Raw genomic sequence first — 22,716 nt, forward strand, 5'->3', positions numbered from 1 at the left:
GGTGAGAGCTCATGCCAAAATTTCTGCAAAGACGCTGGCACGGCTACCATACCGTGTGGGCGTTCTTACTGCTGCTGGTCCTGATTATAGTAGTCAGTGTCTATAACTGGGTCCTCGGTGTTGCCAGCCTCTTCCTGGCCGGCACATTGTGTTTCACCATGCTGCAGGCCGAGCTGTCGTTCCGCCGCAACCTTGTAGATTATATCAACGGTCTGTCCTTCCGCATCAAGCGGGTGGAGGGGGAGGCCGTAAGCATGCTTCCGCTCGGAATCATCCTGTACAGTGAGGACCGTGCGGTGGAATGGCATAACCGGAATGCCGGCCAGATCTTCTCCCGCAAGTCTCTTGTTGGTGAAGGTATGCAGGAGCTGATGCCGGAGGTGATGGCTTCGCTGCAGAATTTGCCGTCCAAGCGGGAACCGGTTAAGGAAGGTGTCCTGAAGGAACACCGCCATGAACTCACGGTCGATGACCGTTACTATGAGGTCGTGGTGATTCCAAGCGAACGCCTGCTGTATTTATTCGATATTACCGAGCTTGTTGTGCTGCGTGAGCGGTATGAGGAAGAGAAGCTGGCAATCGGAATTGTCATGATGGATAATCTGGACGAAGCCGCCCAGGGTATGGATGATCAGCAGCGCACTTCGCTGATTGCCAAGGTAGCCAGCGAGATTACTGAGTGGAGCAAGCAGTTCGAGGTCTATCTGCGCCGGTTGTCTTCCGAGCGGTATCTCATGCTGCTGAATCACCGCAGCCTTCAGGCCCTGGAGGAGAGCAGGTTCGTGGTGCTTGACGAGGTCCGCGAGATGACAGCCGATCTCAAGGTGCCGATGACGCTGAGTATAGGCCTTGCCTACGGCTCGGAATCGGCCAGCGAGCTGGGGGCGCTTGCCCAGTCGAGTCTGGACATGGCGCTCGGCAGAGGCGGGGACCAGGCCGCTGTGAAGGCGGGCCAGCGGCTCTCCTTCTACGGTGGCAAGAGCAATGCCGCAGAGAAACGCACCCGCGTCCGGGCGCGCGTGATCGCCCATGCCCTGCGGGATCTGATGCAGGAGAGCGACCGGGTGCTGATTATGGGGCACCGGATACCGGATATCGATGCGGTGGGAGCGGCGATCGGCTTGCTCAAGGCGGCGCAGATGTACAATGTGGAAGCCAGCATTGTGATGGAGACGCCGAATCCTTCGATTACCCGGATGATGGAGGAGATCCGCAAGGATGAGCCGCTCTACAAAACCTTCATCACGACAGAGCAGGCTCTCCAGGTGATGACGGAGCATACGCTGCTGATTGTTGTAGACACACACAAGGCCTCCATGACTATGGAGCCGAGACTGGTGCAGTATGCCAGCCGGATTGTAGTGGTAGACCATCACCGCCGGGGTGAAGAGTTCATTAATGACGCAGTGCTCGTGTATCTGGAGCCGTATGCTTCATCAACCTGTGAGCTGGTGACGGAGCTGCTGCAGTATATTCACGACAAGATTAAGCTCAGCCCGCTGGAAGCCACGATGCTGCTGGCCGGAATCACGGTCGATACGAAGCATTTCGCGCTGCACACAGGGTCGCGGACTTTCGAGGCCGCCGGGTTCCTGCGCCGGGTCGGGGCGGATACAATTCTGATCCAGCGTATGCTGAAGGAGGATCTGCAGGAGTACATCTCGAAGGCGGAGATCATCAAGCATGCGCGTATGGTGTATGACCAAATAGCGCTGGTGGTCACACAGCCCGGGATGAAGATCCCGCAGCTGCTGATCGCCCAGACGGCGGATACGCTGCTGGGGATGACGAATGTGGTCGCGTCCTTCGTCATCAGTGAGCGTCCTGACGGCCTGATTGGCATCAGCGCCCGTTCCCTGGGACGAATGAATGTACAGGTAGTGATGGAGAAGCTGGGCGGCGGCGGACATCTGTCTAACGCGGCTGTACAGCTTGAAGGAACAACGAAAGAAGCGGAAGCCAGGCTGCTCGCAGTGCTGGCCGAAATTGAAGCGAAAGAGGGGTTATTTGAATGAAGGTCATATTCTTGAAGGATGTTAAGGGGCAGGGCAAGAAGGGTCAGGTTAAAGAGGTATCGGAAGGCTATGCAGCCAATTTCCTGCTGCCGCGCGGGCTGGTTCGTCCGGCTACAGACGGCAATGTGAAGACACTGGAGAACCAGGCGGCAGCCGAACAGCGCCGCAAGGACCAGGAGAAGGAGGAAGCGGTACAGCTGGGCAAGAAGCTGGATGAGCTGACCCTGACCCTGAAGGCCAAAGCAGGTGAAGGCGGCCGTCTGTTCGGCGCGATCACCAGCAAGCAGATCGGCGAGACACTGGCAGCCTCGCAGGGAATCGTAATCGACAAGCGCAAAATTGAGCTGAGCGATTCGATCCGCCATGTAGGCACGTTCCAGGTAACGGTAAAGCTGCATACTGAAGTAAAGGCTAACCTCACGGTTCAGGTAACGGAGGAGTAGGATGGGTGGAGATCTCTTTTTCGATCGGGTTCCCCCGCAGAATCTGGAGGCAGAACAGGCCGTACTGGGTGCAGTTCTACTGTCGGATGAGGCGCTAATTACCGCGATGGAGCGGGTGAATACCGAAGACTTCTACGACAAACCGCATCAGATGATATTTGAGGCGATGGTGCAGCTCGGAGAAGAGAGCCAGCCGATTGACCTGATTACATTGACATCCCGGCTCCAGGATAAAGGGGAGCTTGAGGATATCGGCGGTGTCAGCTATCTGGCGAAGCTGGCGCATGCGGTGCCGACTGCGGCCAACGTCGAATATTATGCCCAGATTATTGAAGAGAAGGCGATGCTGCGGCGGCTGATCCGCACAGCAACGCAGATTGTCAGCGAAGGCTATACCGGCGGCGAAGATGTAGGCATTATGCTGAGTGACGCCGAACGGCGAATCCTGGAGATCTCGAACCGCCGCAGCGGCAGCGGGTTCATCGCCATCCGCGATGTGCTGATGCAGGTATTCGACCGGGTAGAGCTGCTCCATCAGAATAAGGGTGGAACCTCGGGGATTCCAAGCGGCTTCGTGGATCTTGACCACATGACGAACGGTTTCCAGCGCAATGACTTAATTATTGTGGCGGCCCGTCCTTCGGTCGGGAAGACGGCCTTCGCTCTGAATATCGCCCAGAATGTGGCGGTCCGGGCGAAGGAGACGGTAGCCATCTTCAGTCTGGAAATGTCGGCGCCCCAGCTGGTTCAGCGTATGATCTGCGCGGAGGCCAATCTGGATGCCAATATTATGCGTACCGGTGATTTCAAAAGCGATGATGACTGGTCTAAGCTCACGATGGGTATCCAGTCGCTGTCCGAGTCCGAAATCTACATTGACGACACTCCCGGCATTACGGTTACCGATATCCGGGCGAAATGCCGCCGGCTGAAGAAGGAAAAAGGGCTCGGAATGATTGTCATCGATTACCTGCAGCTCATTCAGGGCCGGGGCAAGGCTGGCGAGAACCGCCAGCAGGAGGTATCGGAAATCTCCCGTACCCTGAAGCAGATCGCCCGTGAGCTTGACGTTCCCGTCATTGCCCTGTCCCAGCTCAGCCGCGGTGTGGAGCAGCGTCAGGACAAACGGCCGATGATGAGTGACCTTCGTGAATCAGGCTCCATCGAGCAGGATGCCGATATCGTAGCGTTCCTGTACCGTGATGATTATTACAATCAGGATACCGAGAAGAAGAATATTATCGAAATTATTATCGCCAAGCAGCGTAACGGTCCGGTGGGGACGGTGGAGCTTGTGTTCCTCAAGAACTTTAACAAGTTCGTTAACTACGAGCGGGCCCAGGCAGAACCCTTCGCGGGTTAGGCAAATTTCGCACAATACACGAACGATCGCACATTTCAGTCTGTGATCGTTCGTTTTTATTTGACTTTAAAAAGTGCCGCTGTTACACTGATTATTGTGCTTTGGCGGCCTGCCCGCCTGGTATCCGGAGGGCTGCGTACAGGATGAAGCGCGTACAAAGCTCCTATGATAAACGGAAAAATAATGGTGCTTGCAAGCACCTACGGAGGAATGAACATGTCAACGGTAGTCGTCGTGGGAACACAATGGGGAGACGAAGGCAAAGGGAAGATCACGGATTTTCTGGCGGAAAGTGCAGATGTGGTCGCCCGGTATCAAGGGGGGAACAATGCCGGTCACACGATTCTGATTGACGGAAAGAAGTTCAAGCTGAGCTTGATTCCATCTGGTGTATTTTATAAAGAGAAGACTTGTGTTATCGGCAACGGAATGGTTATCAACCCGGAAGCGCTGATCCAAGAAATTAATTATATTCATGACAATGGCTTTGATACGAAGAACCTGGTAATCAGCGATCGTGCGCATGTCATTATGCCTTATCATATGGTGCTGGATGCGCTTGAGGAAGACCGCAAAGGACCGAACAAAATCGGTACAACACGCAAGGGCATTGGCCCGTGCTACATGGATAAGGCTGCCCGTAACGGCATCCGGATTGCCGATCTGATGGACGCTGAGGAATTCGAGCTGAGACTTCGTCCGCTGATGGAAGAGAAGAATCAGGTTATTACTCAGGTATACGGCGCAGAGCCGCTGAATGTGGAAGAGATTCTGACCAAATATCTGGAGTATGCAGAAGTATTGCGCGGCTATGTAACCGATACTTCGGTGGTGCTGAATGATGCGATTGATGCGGATTCCCGGGTGCTGTTCGAAGGCGCGCAGGGCGTAATGCTTGATATCGACCAGGGAACTTATCCGTTCGTTACTTCATCGAATCCGTCGGCTGGCGGCGTCTGCATCGGCTCGGGCGTTGGCCCGTCCAAGATCAAGCAGGTTATCGGTGTGGCGAAGTCGTATACCACCCGTGTCGGCGACGGCCCGTTCCCTACCGAGCTGAACGATGCTACCGGTGATTATATCCGTGAGACCGGGCATGAGTACGGTACGGTAACCGGACGCGCACGCCGCGTAGGCTGGTTCGACAGTGTGGTTGTGCGTCACGCCCGCCGCGTCAGCGGAATTACCGGCCTGTCGCTGAACTCGCTGGACGTATTGAGCGGCCTTGAGACTGTGAAGATCTGCACTGGCTACAAGTTCCGTGGAGATATTATCACACATTACCCGGCGAGCCTGAAAATGCTGGCAGAATGTGAAGCGGTCTACGAGGAGCTTCCAGGCTGGAGTGAGGACATCACTTCGGCGAAGACGCTGGAGGATCTGCCGGCCAACACACGCAAATATGTGGAACGTGTATCAGAGCTGACGGGTATTCCGATCTCGATCTTCTCCGTGGGCCGTAACCGTGAACAGACCAATCAAGTGCTGCCAATCTATATCTAGACTGGGCAGAACTGAATAGATACGTATAGGAGCAGGGGCCTCGGTGAGGCTCCTGTTTCTGTATGTCTGGATGATTTTTCAGCAGGTGAATAGCTTTTCTGTGCTTCAGGACGTTTCCCGGGCGTTGTTCTAGTCAATACTGTGAGAATGGGATCATAGCGAACTGATTCTTCAGAGATTGAATAGAGCAGGGTGTAGGGGAGTGATGATGGTGAAAATAGTGAAGCGAGCACTTAGCGTCTGCCTGATTGTGGTGCTGGCCAGCGGACTGTCTATGTTGACAACGGCTTATGTGGTGAATACGTATATCCAGTCGGTGCTGGCCAGCTTCGATATCAAACTGGATGGGCCGGGACCGGGAATCGGCGGCTTCGTGAAGAGTATGACAGGAATGGGCGGCAGCGGGGCTACCTCCAAGGAGAACTCCAAAGCGGCGTCAAGCGAGCCTAAGAACTCCACCAAGGAGGCGGATTCGAGCAAGGTCGACGGGGAGAAGAAGGATAGCAGTGGCGGGAAATCCGGCAATATTCAAGAGAAACCGGTGGATGAGACAGTGCCGGATAATGCGCTGCCTGTGATGGGACAAGCCGCTGCGGGAGAAGAACAAAGTGCGCGTGGGCAGGACCAGAACCTGGTGATGACTCCGGAGGCTATGAACGAGTTGAAGGAGAATCTTCCTGCTAATGAGAAATCCAATATTTTCAATATTCTGATGAACAAGCTTCCCCAGGAGGAAATGATCAAGATCTCCGCTGCCCTGGAGGGCGGCTTGACAGAGAGCGAAGTAACGGAACTGCAGGGAATCATTGAGAAATATGTAGATAAGGATGAATATAAGGCGCTGATGAAAATGCTTACACCGGACAACCAGGGAACAAATCAGAATTAATAATTGTCACTTTTTGGACACGGCATCGCCGTTTGAAACGCATATTATGGGAATAAACCCGCGAATTTCGCGGGTTTTGCTGTGGGATCAAAGTTGAAATTTTTCTTCAGGCTATGGTACAGTAAAAAAGGACTAATAAGGGTTAATATTTTGTAACCTTTTCCGTCTGCGTCACACAGTCATATTCTTAGTCATGCAAATCAACGCGCGAAGTATATAAATTCTTGTTTTTACAGCTGAAAGGGAGAGTTTCATGAAAGGATTTAAGTTTATGCGCCGGATGGGGAACCTACGGGACCGCGTAGAAGCCTCCGCAGGATCTGGTGCAGCAGGTGAACAAGGCAAGGATGCAATAACAACGGGTGAACCCCGTGTCTTTCAACCGGAGATGAAATCCCGGCGACGCCGGCGTTCATGGCTGCTGGCTTCAGCCGGTCTGATTCTTCTGACCACCTTCCTGGTAGGGGCACAGAAGAGGCAGGTAACAGCGAATACCGTCACCTATTACAAAGTGCTGGTGAACGGCGAGGAGATTGGAGCACTGAACCAGCAAGCAGATTTGAACAAGCTGTTTGAGGAGAAGAGACGGGAATATCAGCTCAAATATCCCGACTCTGTAATGGTACTGCAGACCGGCGGCATCACTACCGAGGCCCAGCGGGCTTACAAGCCGGAGGTTAACAGCGAAGCTACACTGGACAAGCTGGATGGTATGCTCAAAGCATATGCCGTAGGCGTACAACTGGCTGTAGACGGGGAACCGCTCGGGATCGTGAAGGATCAGGAGACGGCAGCGGCGGTGCTTCAGGCTGTCAAGGCGCATTATGCTCCGCAGAATGCTGTAGCTTCGGGAGCGAAGCTGAAGAAGACGGCTGCCAAGGCTGGAGCAGCTGGTTCAGCCGCCAATGATCAGGTGGAGTCGGTCAAGATTCGGGAAGAAGTTAACATCGTGCCGGTGAAGGCAGATCCTAATAAGGTACTTAGTGTAGAAGAAGCAGTGAAGGTACTGACTGAAGGCAGGGAGGCGCCTCTGCGCTATGCGGTTCAGGAAGGCGACACCGTCTCCGCCATCGCTTCCCGGTTCAACATCACCCAGGCTGAGATCTTCGGCAATAATCCCGGAGTGAAGGAGCTTAGCCTGCAGATTGGGGATCAATTGCAGCTAACGGTGCCACAGCCTGACCTGACGGTAGTGACCGTAGAACAGGTAACTGAAGAGGTGGTCACGGAGCCTGAGGTTATCATCCGCAAGAGCGACCAGCTGCCGGCAGGCAAGCGGAAGGTAGTCCGCCCCGGACAAACCGGGCTCAAAACGATGCAGTACAGGCTGACCAAGGAGAACGGACAGGTGGTTCAGGAGGAGTGGCTGGGTCAGAGCGTAGTGAAGGCTGCTCTGCCTGAAGTGGTCTATTCCGGCACCAAGGTTGTAGGTGAAGGCACAGGAATGTTCGCCTGGCCGGTTAGCGGAGCGATGATCTCCAGCAGCTACGGCGAGCGTTGGGGACGAACACACAAAGGAGTCGATCTGGTATCGGGCAACCGCACGATCAAGGCTGCGGATGCAGGGACGGTCAGCTTCGCCGGTGTGCAGAACGGTTACGGCAATGTGGTGATCGTTAACCATAACAACGGATACGTTACGTACTATGGGCATTTAAGCAGCATCTCGGTCTCCACCGGACAGAAGCTTGGACAGGGCAGCTCCATCGGCATTATGGGCAGCACCGGGCGCTCGACGGGGACGCACCTGCATTTCGAGATCCGCAAGAACGGGACTGCTATCAATCCGATGAAATTCCTGAAATAATGAATAACAACTAAGCTTCCATTCTATAATTCTTCTCTGCCGTCCGGATCATTTCGGGCGGTTTTTATTTCTCTTTGAACTGGTACCTTATTTAGATGTGACGTCAAGGCAGGTATGTTAAAATAAAGGAATCAGGGTTTTGAGTATCGTTTAGAAAGGTGAAGCTGAGCATATGCAAATGGGAACGATTCTGGTAGTGGATGATGAACAACCTATTGCTGATATATTGAAATTCAATTTGGAAAAAGAGGGGTACGAGGTCATCTGCGCTTTTGACGGCAACAGCGCGGTGGAGCTGGCTCTGTCCAAACGCCCCGATCTGATGCTGCTGGATTTGATGCTGCCCGGCAAGGACGGAATGGATGTCTGCCGTGAGGTACGCGCTGCCCATCTGGATATTCCCATCATCATGCTCACTGCGAAGGATGGAGAGATCGATAAAGTGCTGGGTCTGGAGCTTGGTGCGGATGATTATGTGACCAAGCCGTTCAGTACCCGTGAGCTGCTGGCCAGGGTTAAGGCCCAAATGCGTCGCCAGCATAAGCCATCCCCATCGGAAGCTCCGAGTGAGGCGGTGGAGAGCAAGCAGGGGGTCTATCATTTCGGATTATTCATTGATACGGATATGTACATGGTCTACAAGGATAGTGAGCCGCTGGATCTGACGCATCGTGAATATGAGCTGCTCTATTACATGATCCGCCATGCGGGCAAGGTAATGACTCGGGAGCATCTGCTGCAGGCTGTGTGGGGGTTCGAATATTTTGGCGATGTGCGGACGGTGGATGTGACCATCCGCCGGCTCAGAGAAAAAATTGAGGAGAATCCCAGCAAGCCGGAGTATATTCATACCCGGCGCGGACTCGGTTATTTGATGCATAGCCCCAAAAACGGAGGGTTGTAATGAAGGCACTGTCCTTTTTCCGGACGATTCAGGCCAGGCTTATCGTGATTTACGTGCTGCTGATTCTGATTGCGATGCAACTGATCGGCGTATACTTTGTCAGCTCGATGAAGAACTCGCTGACGGATAACTTCACCAAGGACCTGAAGGCCCGGGCCGAGATGCTCTCGATCCTCACCGCTGACAAATTCGGCAGTGAGACGGGAACCGCCGATGAAGAATCGGCGGTGGAGAGCCTGCGCGGCATGGTGAACAATCTGTATATCAATGGCGCAGAAATTCAGGTGCTGGATGCGAGCGGCAAGATCATTACCACCTCGATCCCTTCCCAGAATGACTATGTCGGCCAGCGGAACACGCAGACCGTAGTTAGCCGCGCCTTGCAGGGCATCAGCGATAATGAGGAATATATCATCGCTGATGATAATGTGCGCAAGAAGGTAGTGGCGAAGCCGGTAATCTCCGGTGATAAAGTGGTTGGCGCCATCTATATAGCTGCCGATATGAAAGACTTATATGCCACCATGAGCCGGATTAACAGTGTGTTCCTCTCGGGGCTGCTGCTGGCGCTGGCGTTGACGGCCGTGCTGGGAGTCATTCTGGCGCATACGATTACGCATCCGATTAAGGAGATGACCAAGCATGCCACGGCTGTGGCTGAAGGGCGCTTCAACCGGAAGGTTCCTGTGTTCGGCAATGATGAGATTGGTCAGCTCAGCCAGGCCTTCAACTACATGACGGACCGGTTGCGCGAGGCGCTGCTGCAGAACGAAGAGGAGAAGGAGAAGCTGTCGTCCATTCTCGCCAATATGAGTGACGGTGTCGTAGCCACGGATGAGAGCGGAGCGGTCATTCTGATGAATACACGCGCTGCCCTGATGCTGGGTGCCGAAGGGCCGCTGCCGGAGGGGGCTCCGCTCGGCGGCCTGCTGGGTCTTGACCCTGAGCAGACGGTCTCGGTAACACAAGGCATTGCCCAGTCGGCCATGCTCCACCTGTCTCCTCTGGACGGAGAAGACCCCAATATCGTGAGGGTGACCTTCACCCCGATCCACCGCCGCGAAGGCGGACGGGTGGCCGGGACGATTGCGGTGCTGCAGGATGTCACAGAGCAGGAGAACCTCGAGGAGTCCCGCCGGGAGTTCGTGGCGAATGTATCGCATGAGCTGCGGACGCCGCTTACGACGATCAAGAGCTATGCGGAGGCGCTGGATGACGGCGTGCTGGAAGATCCGCAGCTTGCCGTGCGGTTCGTCGGAGTTATCCGCAATGAGACGGAGCGCATGATCCGGCTGGTTACCGATCTGCTGCATCTGTCGCGGCTCGATTCCAAGGAATCCAGCCTGCGCATTCAGCAGACGGACATCTCTGATATGCTGGAGGATGTGGCGGACCGCTTCTCCTTCCAGATCCGCCAGAAGCGGATTCACATCAGCACCAGGGTGCGCAAGGATGTCGCTACAGCCTGGCTGGACCGCGATCAGATTGATCAGGTGCTGGGTAATCTGGTCTCCAATGCCCTCAAGTATACGCCGGAAGGCGGGACGATTCAGCTGGAGGCGCATAAGAGCGAGGATGGAATGCTGGCCGTGTCTGTCCGCGACTCCGGTATAGGGATTCCGAAGAAGGATATTGAGCGGATCTTTGAACGCTTCTACCGGGTTGATAAGGCGCGCTCGCGGAATATGGGCGGAACAGGTCTGGGGCTGTCCATTGCCCGGGAAATTGTCAAAGCCCACGGCGGCTCCATTTCCCTGCAATCGGAGCTGAATGAGGGCTCGCTGGTCACGTTCACACTGCCTTTGATGAAGCAAAGGGGGAGTGAGGCGTGAAAGAGAGAATCAAGTCATGGATGCTGGTCCTGCTTATACTCGGAAGTCTGGTGGAGAGCTATTACCTTATCTACAGGCTGCCCGGCAGTGATTCGGCGGTGTTGTCGAAGACCTTATATGTGAAGACGGATAATATGGGACTGAAGGAAAAGGTGGAGAACCTGCTCTACCCCGATAAAATGATTATTCATATGGGCGGGGACAAGCATACGCTGTTCTACCCCAGCTCCACCTTCTATAATCTGATTATGAACCGCCTGAAGGGACGCAGCTTCGAGAGCTTCCAGCGGCGGTCCGTACAAGATTTCGACTGGGACAAGATCCGCAGCGAGAATCCGGGCATTGAGCTGTCGTTCGGGGCAGGCATTCCGGTAACGCTGCTGCAGCGGGTCATGCAGATCTCGCCGGATTCGCTGTTCGAGGGGGAGAGCATTGACCGGATCTGGATCTATAATATCAAAAATGACTCCAAAGCCCATGTCATCTTCTTCAGCACACGCGGGGATATTGTGTACGAGGCGGCTAAGGCCGATCTTACGGTTCAGGATGTGCAGCAGCATGTGGACTTCGGCAAGAATCTGACTCTATATACAGCCGTGAACGGTGAGTATTACGTCCCTGAGGCGGATGTTCCGCTGGTTAAAGTCGTGATGCCTGCGGGTATGTATACCATTGAGCAAATGCAGAGCAATTTGTTCTTCGATGCAGGCAATACAAGATACATTCCTGAGAAGGACGGTTCCAAGATATACACGGACAGCAAACGCAGCCTGCAGGTGGACCAGGAGCAGAACTGGATGAGTTATAGCGACCCGGCTGCACTTCCGGACGGGGACAGCACACCGGCAAAGGATGCGCTGGAGGCGGTGGAATTCGTCAATAACCATGGCGGCTGGAACGGAACCTACAGGCTGGCTGCTACGGAGGAGGGCCGGCAGGACCGTAAGGTTTCTTTTCAACAATATTATGGCGCTTATCCGTCCGGCTCCTATCCGATCATGAGCAATCCGCAGCTTCAGTATGGCGTAATCCATCTGGAGCTCCAGCAGGGAACGGTCTCTTCCTATGAGCGCTCCCTGATGTACACGAATGAGGACAAGTCTGAGAAGACCATTGTCGAGCTGCCCGGCGGCGAACTGCTGAAGCAGCGGCTGGCGCAGATCGGCAGCTCCTTGCGGATCATTGAGCTTACGCCTGCCTATATGCCTGCGCTGGCTGGGGAGAAGCTGCAGCTTCATCCGGTCTGGCGGGTTACGCTTAGCGATGGCAGTGAGCATACATTGAAATAGGGCGGAGTTAAGCCAAGCGGATAGAATACCGATTCGAGGAGGGACGTTATGGACTGGGGAAGGGCCAAGAGTGTATTGATATATGCCTTTCTGGTGCTGAATCTGCTGCTGTGCTATCAGCTATGGATCGATGTGCGCGATCAGGTCAGTGCGGGACTTGACTTCACTTCCCTGTCCGCAGAGACTCAGGCGGTGATGGAGGAGAAGAACATCCGGCTGCTGTGCCCGATTCCGGCTGCCACTCCGCAGCTGCCTGATATCACGTACCGTTATTCGGCCGAAGAGCAGAATGAACTGCCTGTGAAGCTTAAGGAGCCGATCGACAGCAAGCTGATGTACTCCTCGTTCTCGGAGCTTAGCAATCTGCTGAAGACCCAGATTCCCGACATTGCCAATTACCGGTTCGATTCACAGGAGAGTGAGGTCGGTAAGTTCGTCCTCCATCCGCTGGTGGATAACAAGTGGTCTCTGTTCAGAGTGCGGCTGGAGCTGATTAACAGTGACCAGAAGATTGTGGCCTACCGCTGGCCGAAGATTGAGATCGCAGCAAGCCGGAGCGAGGATTTGCAGAAGGTGCTCCCGGCATCGCAGGCGCTTAGCAGTCTGATCGAGAAGTATTTTCCTGCGGGTTCTGCAGTGAAGGAGATTGAACTGGGCTATTACGGCGAGTTGTTCAACTCCGAGAGCCAGGTGGCATCGCCGATGTGGCGGTTCATGCTGGAGGATGGCAGCGCCTACTATATGGATGCGATCAGTGCGGACATTATCAGTCCGAAGACAACAGAGTAGAAGGAGCAGGAGAGATATGGGGATTTCATTTACAGTACTGTCCAGCGGTTCTACCGGGAATGTGACAGTGGTGCGTAACGGCGAGACCACACTTATGATCGACGCGGGTCTGAGTGCGAAGCGGATTGACGAGCTGCTGGCCATGCGCGAACTGACGGGAGCGGAACTGGACGGGATTCTTGTGACCCACGAGCATTCGGATCATATTAAGGGGCTGGGCGCGATGGCCCGCAAGTATAATCTTCCGATCTATGCGAATTCGAACACCTGGGGAGCCATAGAGAAAGGGATCGGCAAGATTGAGGAGCATAACCGGGTTATTATGGAGACCGGGCAGCACCGGGATTTCGGCAGTATGCGGGTGGAATCCTTCGCCATCTCCCACGATGCTGCGGAGCCGGTAGCATACAATTTCTATGACGGCAAGGAGAAGCTGTGTGTAGCCACAGACCTCGGGTATGTCAGCGACAAGGTGAGAACGGCCATATCGGATGCCGATGTGCTGGTGCTGGAGTCAAATCATGATATCGAAATGCTGCGGATGGGGCGTTATCCCTGGAATACGAAGCGGCGGATTCTCGGCGATCTGGGGCATCTGTCCAATGAGGCGGCAGGCGCAGCGCTCAGCGAGATTCTGAGCGGGCGGACCAAGCGCGCCTATCTGGCCCATCTGAGCAGAGACCATAATATGATGGATCTGGCGAAGATGTCCGTGCGCGGAGCTATGGAGGACCGGGGCTGCTTTTACAAAGACAGTGAGTTCAGGCTATGCGACACCTACTACGACCGGCCTACGCCATGGGATAAGGTGAGCCAGTCATAAGGCGGTCAACCTCGGTAATCTTGTGCTCCAGCTCCTGACGGGAGAATAGCCCTTTATCAATCAACAGCTCAATCATTGCATGCTGGACAAGAACCAGCTGATAGTGTTCATCCTTAAGGTCCCCCAGCTTACCAATGAACTGCACCAGATCCTTACTTGTTGAAAAAGACTCCATAGTCCGGCCCTCCTTGTGAAATGGATTGTAGTGAAAATGTGAATAATTTACAATTTTTTAACACAGAAAAAATGTGGGCAGCACGGCTGCCTGTGATACAATCATATAGAACGTTCTAATCCTATTGTAGTCTTTTAAGTTGCAAAATATTCCGGATACAAGCTGTTGAACTTTTTAGTAGCTTATTAGAATAATAGACATCCCTTGCGCTTAGAACCCACTGGAATGTGGTGAATAAACAAAGTGAAACCTTTTAGCACTTCGTAAAGTCTAAGAGATATAGCGGTTAAGCTCGGGCGTGGTTGCTTGGCGTTCAGGTCTTGAATGCGGTGGCAATAGAGGGGAGAGAGTGTAACGTGGGATTATTCGATGATGATTTCTATTCAACCAAGGTGTCACGGCGCAAAAGCGGCAAATCTAAAGCATCCGGTGGATATGCAGACGGCAAATGGGCTGTCCGCAAATCGAAGCGGTCTCTGGCAACCTGGCAGATTTCGCTGATCAGCTCTGTATGCAGTGCTGTAGTGGCTGTGCTGCTGTTCAGTCTGGTGACGGGGCAGTTCACCACTGAGAGAGCCCAGGCTCCGGTAGTTATTGATAAGGTGGCTGCGAGCAGCTCAGATCCGTACGACCGGATTATTCAGGCTGCTGCCCATGTCCGCCCTGCGGTAGTAAGCATCATTAATCATAAAGAAGACAATAAGGAACTTAATATTCTCGATGAATCGGCTCTAGGCTCAGGAGTTATCTATAAGAAGGATGACAATAAGGCATTTATCATCACGAATAATCATGTCATTGAGGGTGCCGGCAAGCTGGAAGTGGTTACGGTAGACGGTGAGACACACAAGGCGGATCTGGTAGGCGCTGACAAGGTGAGCGATATTGCTGTGCTGTCCATTGACGGCAAGGGAATCGACCGGATTGCTGAGATCGGGGATTCCTCCAAGCTGCGCCTGGGCGAGACTGTGATTGCCATCGGCAACCCGCTGGGCCTTGGAGATACGTTGACTTCCGGCATTGTCAGCTATACAGAGCGGACGATACCGGTGTCATTGAACCAGGATGGCGTGTACGACTGGGAGCAGGAAGTGATCCAGACGGACGCTGCCATTAATGAGGGCAACAGCGGCGGCGCACTGGTGGATCTGAACGGTAAGGTAATCGGTATTAATACGATGAAGATCTCCGATACGGGTGTGGAGGGACTGGGCTTTGCGATTCCCGCCAACCATGTGTTGGGTACAGCCAATGAGCTGACTTCCAAAGGCCGGATAGCCCGTTCGTATCTTGGGGTATATTCAGTTGATTTGAATAATCCGTATGTGCCGCTGGCTGATGATCAGCGCAAGGAGCTTAATCTTCCGTCTGTAGTAACCGATGGGGTTGTGGTCCTGGATGCTGTGGGACCGGCGAAGGATGCAGGCCTGATGCTTAACGATGTGATCACGAAGTTCAATGACAAGCCGATTACTTCCACGCTGTCGCTTCGCAAATATCTGTACGATCATACCAAGATCGGGGATAAGCTGAAGATTACCTTTTACCGCAATGGCGAAGTGAAGCAGACAACGGTCCAGCTTCTTGAGAAGCCTGAGGAATAAAATTGGAAATGGCCGTATATAATAAGGATGCAGTCAGGATTACGGAAACGGTTCGACTGTCCTTTTCAAGAAAAATTGAAGAGGGCGGGGTCGTTTCAAGGCTGAAAAAATGGGGTAAATGGTAGTAATGGGAATAAATATTACTATTTGATCCAACTGGTAGCCCTTACATTGGGAAGAGGTCCTTATAAGGGGAAAAACGGAGAAATTAGGATAGAACAGCTTGCCTTTGTCATTCAGGTGTGGTAACATGAATTTATTCATACAATTGATACCTAATTCTCGCATTGAAAAGGGCTGTCAATCAAAGATACAACCTTTCTCAATGTGTGAATTTTTTCTTTGTCTGAAGATAAAAAGAACATATTAATTTAAATTTGTGGAGGTAACACACATGCAAACAGGTACAGTTAAATGGTTCAACGCAGAAAAAGGATTCGGTTTCATCGAAGTTGAAGGCGGAAGCGACGTATTCGTTCACTTCAGCGCAATCACTGGCGACGGCTTCAAAACTTTGGACGAAGGCCAACGCGTTGAATTCAACGTTGTTCAAGGCAACCGCGGACCACAAGCCGAAAACGTTGTAAAACTGTAATTAATAGAAGGTACCGTCCCCGCTTGTGAAAGTTGGGACGGTCTTTTTTTATCGTTACTGGGCTTGCAACATAAAGGAAGGAGGAACGGCAATGAACTACCGGAAGAAGCCTTTGGAGGAAGTACCAGAAGAAAATACCGCAATATGGGCATGTACCAACGATGAGTGTAATGGATGGATGAGGGATAATTTCGCATTTGAACATGCGCCTTCCTGCCGTCTCTGTCATTCCCCAATGGTTCGTAGCATGAAGATGCTGCCGCAATTGCTTAATTCAAATGGCGATCTCAAATCGCTTAAGAAGGGTACTTCGATTACCTAGACCAATGCCTTTATGAGCCAAGACAACTATATACTATACATGCTGGAAAATGTAAGACGGTGAAACCGTCTTATTTTTTTTGCTTTCTATGTGCAATATTGTGATATTTGTCACAAATATTTTAAATTTCATGCCTAAACAGGGTGTATAATGTGATAATTATCACACTGAAGGCGTCGGAAATTTGACAAAATAGACATAACGAATGGGGAGAAGGAAGGGGAGAAATATGGATACAGTACTGCTGTCACGTATTCAATTTGCGTCGACGACAATTTTTCATTATTTCTTTGTGCCAGTATCGATCGGACTTGCGCTCATAATTGCTATTATGGAGACCATGTACGTAAGAAAGGGCAATGAAGAGTACAAAAGAATGGCGCAATTCTGGGGGAAGCTGTTCCTGATTAACTTCGCAGTAGGCGTAGTGACAGGGATCTTGCAGGAGTTCCAGTTCGGTATGAACTGGTCGGACTACTCGCGCTTCGTCGGTGATGTATTCGGGGCACCGCTGGCGATTGAAGCTTTGCTGGCTTTCTTCCTGGAGTCCACGTTCATCGGAATCTGGATCTTCGGCTGGGATAAGGTATCCAAGCGGATTCATCTATTATCCATCTGGCTGGTCGCCTTGGGGACGATGCTGTCGGCATTCTGGATTCTGCTGGCTAACTCGTTCATGCAGCATCCGGTCGGCTTCGCATTGAATAACGGGCGGGCTGAGATGAATGACATCTTCGCGCTGATTACGAACGGCCAGCTGCTGGTGGAATTTCCGCATACAGTGCTTGCCGCCTACGCTACAGGCGCCTTCCTGGTGACAGGGATCAGTGCTTACAAATTGCTGAAGAAGCAGGACGTCGCCTTTTTCCGGAAATCGTTCGAGATTGCAGCGATCGTAGGGGTTATTTCTTCCTTCGGAGTAGCGGTCGCAGGACATGCACAGGCCCAATATCTTGTAGAGACACAGCCGATGAAGATGGCCGCATCCGAAGCCTTGTGGGGCGAGAGCGGCGACCCGGCACCTTGGACGGTGTTTGCCAATATCGATGTGAAGAATCAGACCAACAGCAACGAAGTTCAGGTTCCGTATCTGCTGAGCTTCCTGTCCTACAGTAAATTCTCTGGTGATGTGAAGGGGATGCTGGAGCTGCAGAAGGAGTATGAAGTAGCCTACGGACCAGGAGATTATATTCCGCCGGTCAAAACAACCTTCTGGAGCTTCCGGATCATGGTTGCTGCCGGCACGCTGATGATGCTGTTTGGGGTATATGCCATCTACCTCATGTGGCGTAAAAAGATGGACAGACCCAATACCTGGTTCATGCGCTTCATGTTCTGGGGACTGCTGCTTCCGCCGATTGCCAACACGGCCGGCTGGATAATGACAGAGATCGGGCGTCAGCCATGGACCGTATTCGGACTTATGACTACAGAAGACAGTGTGTCACCTAATATTACCAGCGGACAGGTGCTGTTCTCGGTGATTACTTTTAACGCAATCTATGCCATATTGGGTGCAGTGCTGGTCGGCCTGTTCGTCAAAGTGATCAAAAAAGGTCCTTATGCTATGGATAACGAACATGGTGAATCCCACGATCCGTATAACAAGGAGGGCTAACCAATGTCACTTAATGAATTATGGTTTCTGCTGATTGCGGTGCTGTTCGTCGGGTTCTTCTTCCTGGAAGGCTTCGACTTCGGCGTAGGGATGGAGACACAGATTCTGGCCAAGAATGATACAGAGCGCCGGATACTGATCAATTCGATCGGGCCGTTCTGGGATGCGAATGAGGTATGGCTGATTACGGGTGCCGGCGCAATGTTCGCGGCCTTCCCGCATTGGTATGCTACGCTGTTCAGCGGCTTTTATATCCCGTTTGTATTTGCTCTGCTGGCGTTAATCGCCCGTGGTGTTGCCTTCGAGTTCAGAGGCAAACGTGATTCCAAGGCTTGGCAAAAAACGTGGGATGTCTGCATCTTCTTCGGCAGCTTCCTGCCGCCGTTCCTGCTCGCCGTAGTATTCGCCAGCTTCATCAAAGGCTTGCCGATCGACAAGGATATGCAGATGTATGCCGGATTCTTCGATATCGTCAATGCTTATACGGTGGTTGCTGGGATTACGGTTGTCCTGCTGTGTCTGGTACACGGGCTGATGTTCACTACGATCCGCACGCTTGGTGATCTGCAGGAACGGGCGCGTAAGCTGGCCCAGAAGCTGCTGATTCCACTGGCGGCGCTGCTGGTAGCCTTCGTTGTGATGACATATACTATGACGGATATCTTCGATAAACACGGAACGTTGCTGTGGATTGTAGTTATTCTGGGTGTAGCCGCGTATCTGCTGGCCGGATATTTCATGACCAAGAAGAAGGACGGCTATGCCTTCGGGATGACTGGGGCTGTGATGGCGCTGTCTGTTGCTTCGATCTTCATCGGACTGTTCCCGCGGGTTATGATCAGCTCGCTGGATCAGGCGTTCAACCTGACGATTACGAATGCTGCCTCCGGTCAATATTCACTGAAGGTGATGACTATTGTAGCGCTGACCCTGCTGCCGTTCGTGCTGGGCTATCAGATCTGGAGTTATTTCATCTTCCACAAACGGGTTCATGATAAGGAGCATCTTGAATACTAATGGATAAAAATTTGCTTGGGTACAAAGGAGTTAAGCCTGTCTTTCTGCTGGTTGGCTTCCTAACCCTGGTGGAAAGCTTCTCCATTCTTCTGCTGGCGAAGTCGCTGGCAGAAGCTGTCTCTGCGCTGTTTGCGGGAGAACCGCTGAAGGAACAAGGGGCTAGAGCGCTCTTGTTCCTTCTTGCGTTTCTTGTGCGCCATGCCTGCGCTCTGCTGATGAGCCGGGTGGCGTACCGCTTCGCGGAAGCGACCGGCAGCAGCATGCGGAGACAGATGATGGACAAGCTGTTCCAGCTGGGACCACGGCTGGCTCGCGACCGGGGGACCGGAAATATGGTCACATTAGTGCTTGAAGGAGTAACGAAGTTCCGCACTTACCTGGAGCTAATTATTCCGCGAATGGTCGGTATGGCGGTAACGCCTGCTCTGCTGCTTGTCTATGTATTCACCCTGGATACGTCCAGCGGTGTGATTCTTACCTTAACAATGCCGATCATTATTGTATTCATGATCCTGATCGGGATGACGGCCCGCAAGCAGATGGACCGTCAGCTGAAGTCTTACCGTACCTTATCGAATCACTTCGTGGATTCGCTGCGCGGTCTGGAGACGCTGAAATTTCTTGGACGCAGCCGCAGCCACAGTGAGAGTATTGCCAAGGTCAGTGACCGCTACCGTTCAGCAACTATGCGTACGCTGCGAGTCGCCTTCCTGTCTTCATTCGCACTGGACTTCTTCACCATGCTGTCTGTCGCTTCGGTAGCGGTAAGCCTTGGTCTGCGTCTGGTCAATGAGCAGATGACGCTGGTTACCGGACTTACGATCCTGATTCTCGCGCCGGAATATTTCCTGCCGGTGCGGCTGGTGGGTGCAGATTTCCATGCCACACTGGACGGCAAGGAAGCCGGTGAAGCGATGAAGGACATCATTGACCGTGAGACGGTCCAGGCGAAGCTGCTGGAGCCGGGTGGGCAGAAGGAGATGGCGGGTCAGAGCGGAGCTTGGTCTGGCGACTTTTTCACGTGGAACAATAACGGCCGTCTGAAGCTTGATGGGGTTGGCGTGAAGTATGAAGCGGACGGAGTGTCTTCACTTGAAGCGGTGAATCTTGAATTCAGCGGTTACCGCAAGATTGGAATTATCGGGGAGAGCGGGGCAGGCAAGTCTACGCTTGTAGATATTCTGGGCGGATTCCTGCATCCAACCTCCGGAACCCTTACGATTAATGGAAGCCGTGTTAGTGCGCTGACCGATGAGGGTTGGCGGAAGCAGACGGCTTATATTCCGCAGCGCCCGTATATCTTCAGCGGCACCCTGGCTGATAATGTCCGGTTCTATTATCCTGAGGCTTCCCAGGAAGCAGTAGCTGCCGCGCTGGAGTCGGCAGGTTTATCGAAGCTGGTATCCTCGCTGCCGGAAGGTCTGAACGAAATGATCGGCGGCGGCGGCCGCTCGCTCAGCGGCGGGCAGGAGCAGCGTGTGGCTTTGGCCCGCGCCCTGCTGAGCAGCCGCCCGATCATGCTGCTGGATGAGCCGACGGCCCATCTGGACATTGAGACGGAATATGAGCTGAAGGAGACGATGCTGCCGCTGTTCGAGGACAAGCTGGTATTCCTGGCTACACACCGCCTGCACTGGATGATCGACATGGATCTGATTGTCGTTATGCAGCAGGGACGGGTGGCTGAAATAGGCACACACGACGAGCTGACTGCGCGGAAGGGTGCTTATTATGAGCTTATTCAAAGTCAATTGGAGGGAATCCATTGAAACGTGAAGGATGGTTTGCTCCCTATTACTCTGCCTACTTCTGGCGGTTCATGTTAATCATCTTGCTGGGCGCTCTGACTATCTTCTCTGCGTCCTCGCTGATGTATACTTCAGGCTTCCTGATCTCGAAGGCCTCAATTCCGCCGGAAAATATACTGATGATCTATGTGCCCATTGTCGGTGTGCGAACCTTCGGGACCAGCCGGGCTGTTATCCACTATGTGGAGCGGCTCGTGGGACACGACACGATTCTGCGCATTCTGTCGAAGATGCGGGTCCGGCTGTACCATATGCTGGAACCGCAGGCCTTGTTCCTGTCCTCGCGCTTCCGTACCGGAGATATTCTTGGTATGCTTGCCGATGATATCGAATATTTGCAGAACGTGTATCTGCGTACCGTCTTTCCGAGCATTATCGCGCTCTTGATCTATGCAGCGGCGATGATTGCGCTCGGGACGTTCGATGTGGCCTTTGCTCTGCTTATGGGACTCTACATGCTGGTACTGGTTGTCGTATTGCCGCTGATCTCTCTTCTGCTGACCCAGAAGCGTCAGCGTCAGGTGAAGCAGGAGCGCAATCGGCTGTATCAAAAGCTGACAGATGCTGTGCTTGGCTTAAGCGACTGGGTAATCAGCGGGCGGCAGAGCCAGTTCGTCGATACGTACGAGGCTGACGAGCAGGCGGTTGCCCGCGTAGACGGTTCGCTGCGGAGTTGGGCACGGCTACGTATGTTCATCGGGCAGGCTGTTGTCGGCCTGGCGGTGTTATCTCTGTTATACTGGGCGGCCGGGCAGTATGCCGAGGGGGCGATTGCCGGAACGCTGATTGCGGCGTTCGTGCTGGTAGTCTTCCCGGTAGCGGATGCCTTCCTGCCCGTATCCGAGGCTGTGGAGAAAATTCCGCAATACCGGAATTCACTGGAGCGGCTGGAGGGCGTGGAGCCTCCAGCGGAGGGTGTACTCTCTGAGGCGGAAAAAGGCAGGAATGCCGAAGCTGCGGCTCAGGCCGCTGCTGCTGCTGAGGCTGCTAAGGCCAGCGGACAGGTTCAGATTGAACTGAAGTCGGCGGGCTACCGCTATGCGGCAGGGGACGACTTCTCTGTTCAGCAATTGGACCTTACGCTGCCGCAGGGGCGGAAGGTTGCAGTTATCGGCCGCAGCGGAGCCGGTAAATCGACACTGCTCAAGCTGGTGCAGGGCGTGATAGTGCCCACCATTGGCTCCGTGACGATTAACGGTATCGATGCTGCGGCTTACGGTGAGCGGATTCCGCAGCTCATCGCGGTGCTGAACCAGAGCCCGCATCTATTCGACACCACGGTGGCGAACAATATCCGGCTCGGGGACCCGGAGGCTTCGGAGGCAGCGGTCCAGCAGGCGGCAGCCCTGGCGAAGCTGGATACGCTGATCTCTTCGCTGCCGGAGGGATATGATACTCCGGTACGCGAGGCGGGGCAACGCTTCTCCGGCGGAGAGCGCCAGCGGATGGCTCTGGCCCGTATTCTGCTGCAGAATACGCCGGTGGTTGTACTGGACGAGCCAACCGTTGGCCTCGACCCGCGCACAGAGCGCGAGCTACTGGCCACGATGTTCGAGGCGATGGCCGGCAAGACGCTGATCTGGGTCACGCATCATCTGGTGGGCGCCGAGCAGATGGACGAGGTCATCTTCATGGAGAATGGCCAAGTGGAGATGCGCGGCACCCATTCCGAGCTGATGGAGCGGGAACCCCGCTACCGCAGGCTATATGAGCTGGACCGGCCGGGTCAGGCGAAGAATGCGGCGGACGGTAAATAAGGTAAATGGAAGAAGCTCTTTCTGTCTGGTATCGGACAGGGAGGGCTTCTTCGGCACGTGTGCCGGATGTATGCGACAAACTCAGCAATTAAGGTATACTGAAATGGATGATCCTGACAGGGACAACAAATGAACGGGGTGGAAGCATGTGATAACGGAGGGC

General features: G+C 53.5%; 19 protein-coding genes. 18 read left to right on the forward strand and 1 reads right to left on the reverse strand.

All coding sequences use genetic code 11. The features are described 5' to 3' along the window. Nucleotides 1-11 precede the first annotated feature (11 nt). The 11 genes from ACFSX3_RS07840 (at nucleotide 12) to ACFSX3_RS07890 (ending at nucleotide 13,657) form a co-directional block, all read left to right on the forward strand. A complete protein-coding gene (locus tag ACFSX3_RS07840; protein WP_209987365.1) occupies nucleotides 12-2,015 on the forward strand; it encodes a DHH family phosphoesterase in 2,004 nt (667 codons plus the stop codon). Continuing rightward, on the forward strand, nucleotides 2,012-2,458 hold the full coding sequence (gene rplI, locus ACFSX3_RS07845) for a 50S ribosomal protein L9 (protein ID WP_209987362.1): 447 nt from the start codon (nucleotides 2,012-2,014) through the stop codon (nucleotides 2,456-2,458). The genes ACFSX3_RS07840 and rplI overlap by 4 nt, the downstream gene beginning before the upstream one ends. A gap of 1 nt (nucleotide 2,459) precedes the next feature. After that, nucleotides 2,460-3,821, forward strand: coding sequence for a replicative DNA helicase (dnaB, locus tag ACFSX3_RS07850; RefSeq protein WP_209987359.1), 1,362 nt, complete (start codon nucleotides 2,460-2,462; stop codon nucleotides 3,819-3,821). A gap of 216 nt (nucleotides 3,822-4,037) precedes the next feature. Then, nucleotides 4,038-5,324 (forward strand): adenylosuccinate synthase, encoded by a 1,287-nt coding sequence (locus tag ACFSX3_RS07855; RefSeq protein ID WP_209987357.1) that lies wholly within the window; start codon nucleotides 4,038-4,040, stop codon nucleotides 5,322-5,324. Between the two features lie 205 nt (nucleotides 5,325-5,529). Further along, nucleotides 5,530-6,213 carry a hypothetical protein gene (locus ACFSX3_RS07860; protein WP_379258515.1) on the forward strand — a complete coding sequence of 228 codons (684 nt, stop codon included), beginning with the start codon at nucleotides 5,530-5,532 and terminating at the stop codon, nucleotides 6,211-6,213. Nucleotides 6,214-6,466: 253 nt separating this feature from the next. Further along, complete coding sequence (locus ACFSX3_RS07865; RefSeq protein WP_209987353.1) at nucleotides 6,467-8,020, forward strand: peptidoglycan DD-metalloendopeptidase family protein; 1,554 nt, start codon at nucleotides 6,467-6,469, stop codon at nucleotides 8,018-8,020. A 172-nt stretch (nucleotides 8,021-8,192) separates the two neighbouring features. Continuing rightward, nucleotides 8,193-8,924 carry a response regulator YycF gene (yycF, locus tag ACFSX3_RS07870; RefSeq protein WP_209987350.1) on the forward strand — a complete coding sequence of 244 codons (732 nt, stop codon included), beginning with the start codon at nucleotides 8,193-8,195 and terminating at the stop codon, nucleotides 8,922-8,924. A 74-nt stretch (nucleotides 8,925-8,998) separates the two neighbouring features. Further along, on the forward strand, nucleotides 8,999-10,756 hold the full coding sequence (gene walK, locus ACFSX3_RS07875; RefSeq protein WP_379258517.1) for a cell wall metabolism sensor histidine kinase WalK: 1,758 nt from the start codon (nucleotides 8,999-9,001) through the stop codon (nucleotides 10,754-10,756). Beyond that, nucleotides 10,753-12,045, forward strand: a complete 1,293-nt coding sequence (locus ACFSX3_RS07880) for a YycH family regulatory protein (protein WP_209987344.1) — start codon at nucleotides 10,753-10,755, stop codon at nucleotides 12,043-12,045. The genes walK and ACFSX3_RS07880 overlap by 4 nt, the downstream gene beginning before the upstream one ends. A 48-nt stretch (nucleotides 12,046-12,093) precedes the next feature. After that, nucleotides 12,094-12,834: a two-component system regulatory protein YycI gene (gene yycI, locus ACFSX3_RS07885; RefSeq protein ID WP_209987339.1), complete on the forward strand. Its 741-nt coding sequence runs from the start codon at nucleotides 12,094-12,096 to the stop codon at nucleotides 12,832-12,834. 16 nt (nucleotides 12,835-12,850) lie between these two features. After that, on the forward strand, nucleotides 12,851-13,657 hold the full coding sequence (locus tag ACFSX3_RS07890; protein ID WP_036699804.1) for an MBL fold metallo-hydrolase: 807 nt from the start codon (nucleotides 12,851-12,853) through the stop codon (nucleotides 13,655-13,657). Here the strand turns inward: ACFSX3_RS07890 and ACFSX3_RS07895 are convergent. Then, complete coding sequence (locus ACFSX3_RS07895; protein ID WP_209987336.1) at nucleotides 13,626-13,832, reverse strand: hypothetical protein; 207 nt, start codon at nucleotides 13,830-13,832, stop codon at nucleotides 13,626-13,628. The genes ACFSX3_RS07890 and ACFSX3_RS07895 overlap by 32 nt on opposite strands. Nucleotides 13,833-14,188: 356 nt before the next feature. Here ACFSX3_RS07895 and ACFSX3_RS07900 point away from each other — a divergent pair, with 356 nt between their 5' ends. From ACFSX3_RS07900 to cydC, 7 genes are all read left to right on the forward strand, one after another. Then, the gene (locus ACFSX3_RS07900) at nucleotides 14,189-15,436 is read left to right on the forward strand and encodes a S1C family serine protease (protein ID WP_209987333.1); all 1,248 of its coding nucleotides are present in this window, start codon (nucleotides 14,189-14,191) and stop codon (nucleotides 15,434-15,436) included. Between the two features lie 394 nt (nucleotides 15,437-15,830). After that, nucleotides 15,831-16,031, forward strand: coding sequence for a cold-shock protein (locus tag ACFSX3_RS07905; RefSeq protein ID WP_019914582.1), 201 nt, complete (start codon nucleotides 15,831-15,833; stop codon nucleotides 16,029-16,031). A gap of 91 nt (nucleotides 16,032-16,122) precedes the next feature. After that, nucleotides 16,123-16,353 carry a cold-shock protein gene (locus tag ACFSX3_RS07910; protein ID WP_173134614.1) on the forward strand — a complete coding sequence of 77 codons (231 nt, stop codon included), beginning with the start codon at nucleotides 16,123-16,125 and terminating at the stop codon, nucleotides 16,351-16,353. 229 nt (nucleotides 16,354-16,582) lie between these two features. After that, the gene (locus tag ACFSX3_RS07915) at nucleotides 16,583-17,971 is read left to right on the forward strand and encodes a cytochrome ubiquinol oxidase subunit I (RefSeq protein ID WP_209987330.1); all 1,389 of its coding nucleotides are present in this window, start codon (nucleotides 16,583-16,585) and stop codon (nucleotides 17,969-17,971) included. A 3-nt stretch (nucleotides 17,972-17,974) separates the two neighbouring features. Next, entirely contained in the window at nucleotides 17,975-18,988 is a 1,014-nt protein-coding gene (cydB, locus tag ACFSX3_RS07920; protein ID WP_209987327.1) for a cytochrome d ubiquinol oxidase subunit II, read from the forward strand. Continuing rightward, a complete protein-coding gene (gene cydD / locus ACFSX3_RS07925; protein ID WP_209987325.1) occupies nucleotides 18,988-20,757 on the forward strand; it encodes a thiol reductant ABC exporter subunit CydD in 1,770 nt (589 codons plus the stop codon). The genes cydB and cydD overlap by 1 nt, the downstream gene beginning before the upstream one ends. Then, complete coding sequence (cydC, locus tag ACFSX3_RS07930) at nucleotides 20,754-22,553, forward strand: thiol reductant ABC exporter subunit CydC (RefSeq protein WP_209987321.1); 1,800 nt, start codon at nucleotides 20,754-20,756, stop codon at nucleotides 22,551-22,553. Before cydD ends, cydC begins: the two co-directional genes overlap by 4 nt. Nucleotides 22,554-22,716: the final 163 nt, after the last annotated feature.

The organism is Paenibacillus rhizoplanae, assembly GCF_042684125.1.
In the GTDB taxonomy this organism is placed as follows: domain Bacteria; phylum Bacillota; class Bacilli; order Paenibacillales; family Paenibacillaceae; genus Paenibacillus_AQ; species Paenibacillus_AQ rhizoplanae.

Excerpts from the sequence above, each read along its gene's own strand:
- ACFSX3_RS07860 (WP_379258515.1), top strand. The coding sequence starts at position 5,530 with ATGATGGTGAAAATAGTGAAGCGAGCACTTAGCGTCTGCCTGATTGTG.
- ACFSX3_RS07915 (WP_209987330.1), top strand. The coding sequence starts at position 16,583 with ATGGATACAGTACTGCTGTCACGTATTCAATTTGCGTCGACGACAATT.
- yycI (WP_209987339.1), top strand. The coding sequence starts at position 12,094 with ATGGACTGGGGAAGGGCCAAGAGTGTATTGATATATGCCTTTCTGGTG.
- dnaB (WP_209987359.1), top strand. The coding sequence starts at position 2,460 with ATGGGTGGAGATCTCTTTTTCGATCGGGTTCCCCCGCAGAATCTGGAG.
- ACFSX3_RS07865 (WP_209987353.1), top strand. The coding sequence starts at position 6,467 with ATGAAAGGATTTAAGTTTATGCGCCGGATGGGGAACCTACGGGACCGC.
- ACFSX3_RS07895 (WP_209987336.1), bottom strand. The coding sequence starts at position 13,832 with ATGGAGTCTTTTTCAACAAGTAAGGATCTGGTGCAGTTCATTGGTAAG.
- ACFSX3_RS07910 (WP_173134614.1), top strand. The coding sequence starts at position 16,123 with ATGAACTACCGGAAGAAGCCTTTGGAGGAAGTACCAGAAGAAAATACC.
- rplI (WP_209987362.1), top strand. The coding sequence starts at position 2,012 with ATGAAGGTCATATTCTTGAAGGATGTTAAGGGGCAGGGCAAGAAGGGT.
- yycF (WP_209987350.1), top strand. The coding sequence starts at position 8,193 with ATGCAAATGGGAACGATTCTGGTAGTGGATGATGAACAACCTATTGCT.
- ACFSX3_RS07905 (WP_019914582.1), top strand. The coding sequence starts at position 15,831 with ATGCAAACAGGTACAGTTAAATGGTTCAACGCAGAAAAAGGATTCGGT.
- ACFSX3_RS07840 (WP_209987365.1), top strand. The coding sequence starts at position 12 with ATGCCAAAATTTCTGCAAAGACGCTGGCACGGCTACCATACCGTGTGG.
- cydB (WP_209987327.1), top strand. The coding sequence starts at position 17,975 with ATGTCACTTAATGAATTATGGTTTCTGCTGATTGCGGTGCTGTTCGTC.
- cydD (WP_209987325.1), top strand. The coding sequence starts at position 18,988 with ATGGATAAAAATTTGCTTGGGTACAAAGGAGTTAAGCCTGTCTTTCTG.
- ACFSX3_RS07855 (WP_209987357.1), top strand. The coding sequence starts at position 4,038 with ATGTCAACGGTAGTCGTCGTGGGAACACAATGGGGAGACGAAGGCAAA.
- ACFSX3_RS07890 (WP_036699804.1), top strand. The coding sequence starts at position 12,851 with ATGGGGATTTCATTTACAGTACTGTCCAGCGGTTCTACCGGGAATGTG.
- walK (WP_379258517.1), top strand. The coding sequence starts at position 8,999 with ATGCAACTGATCGGCGTATACTTTGTCAGCTCGATGAAGAACTCGCTG.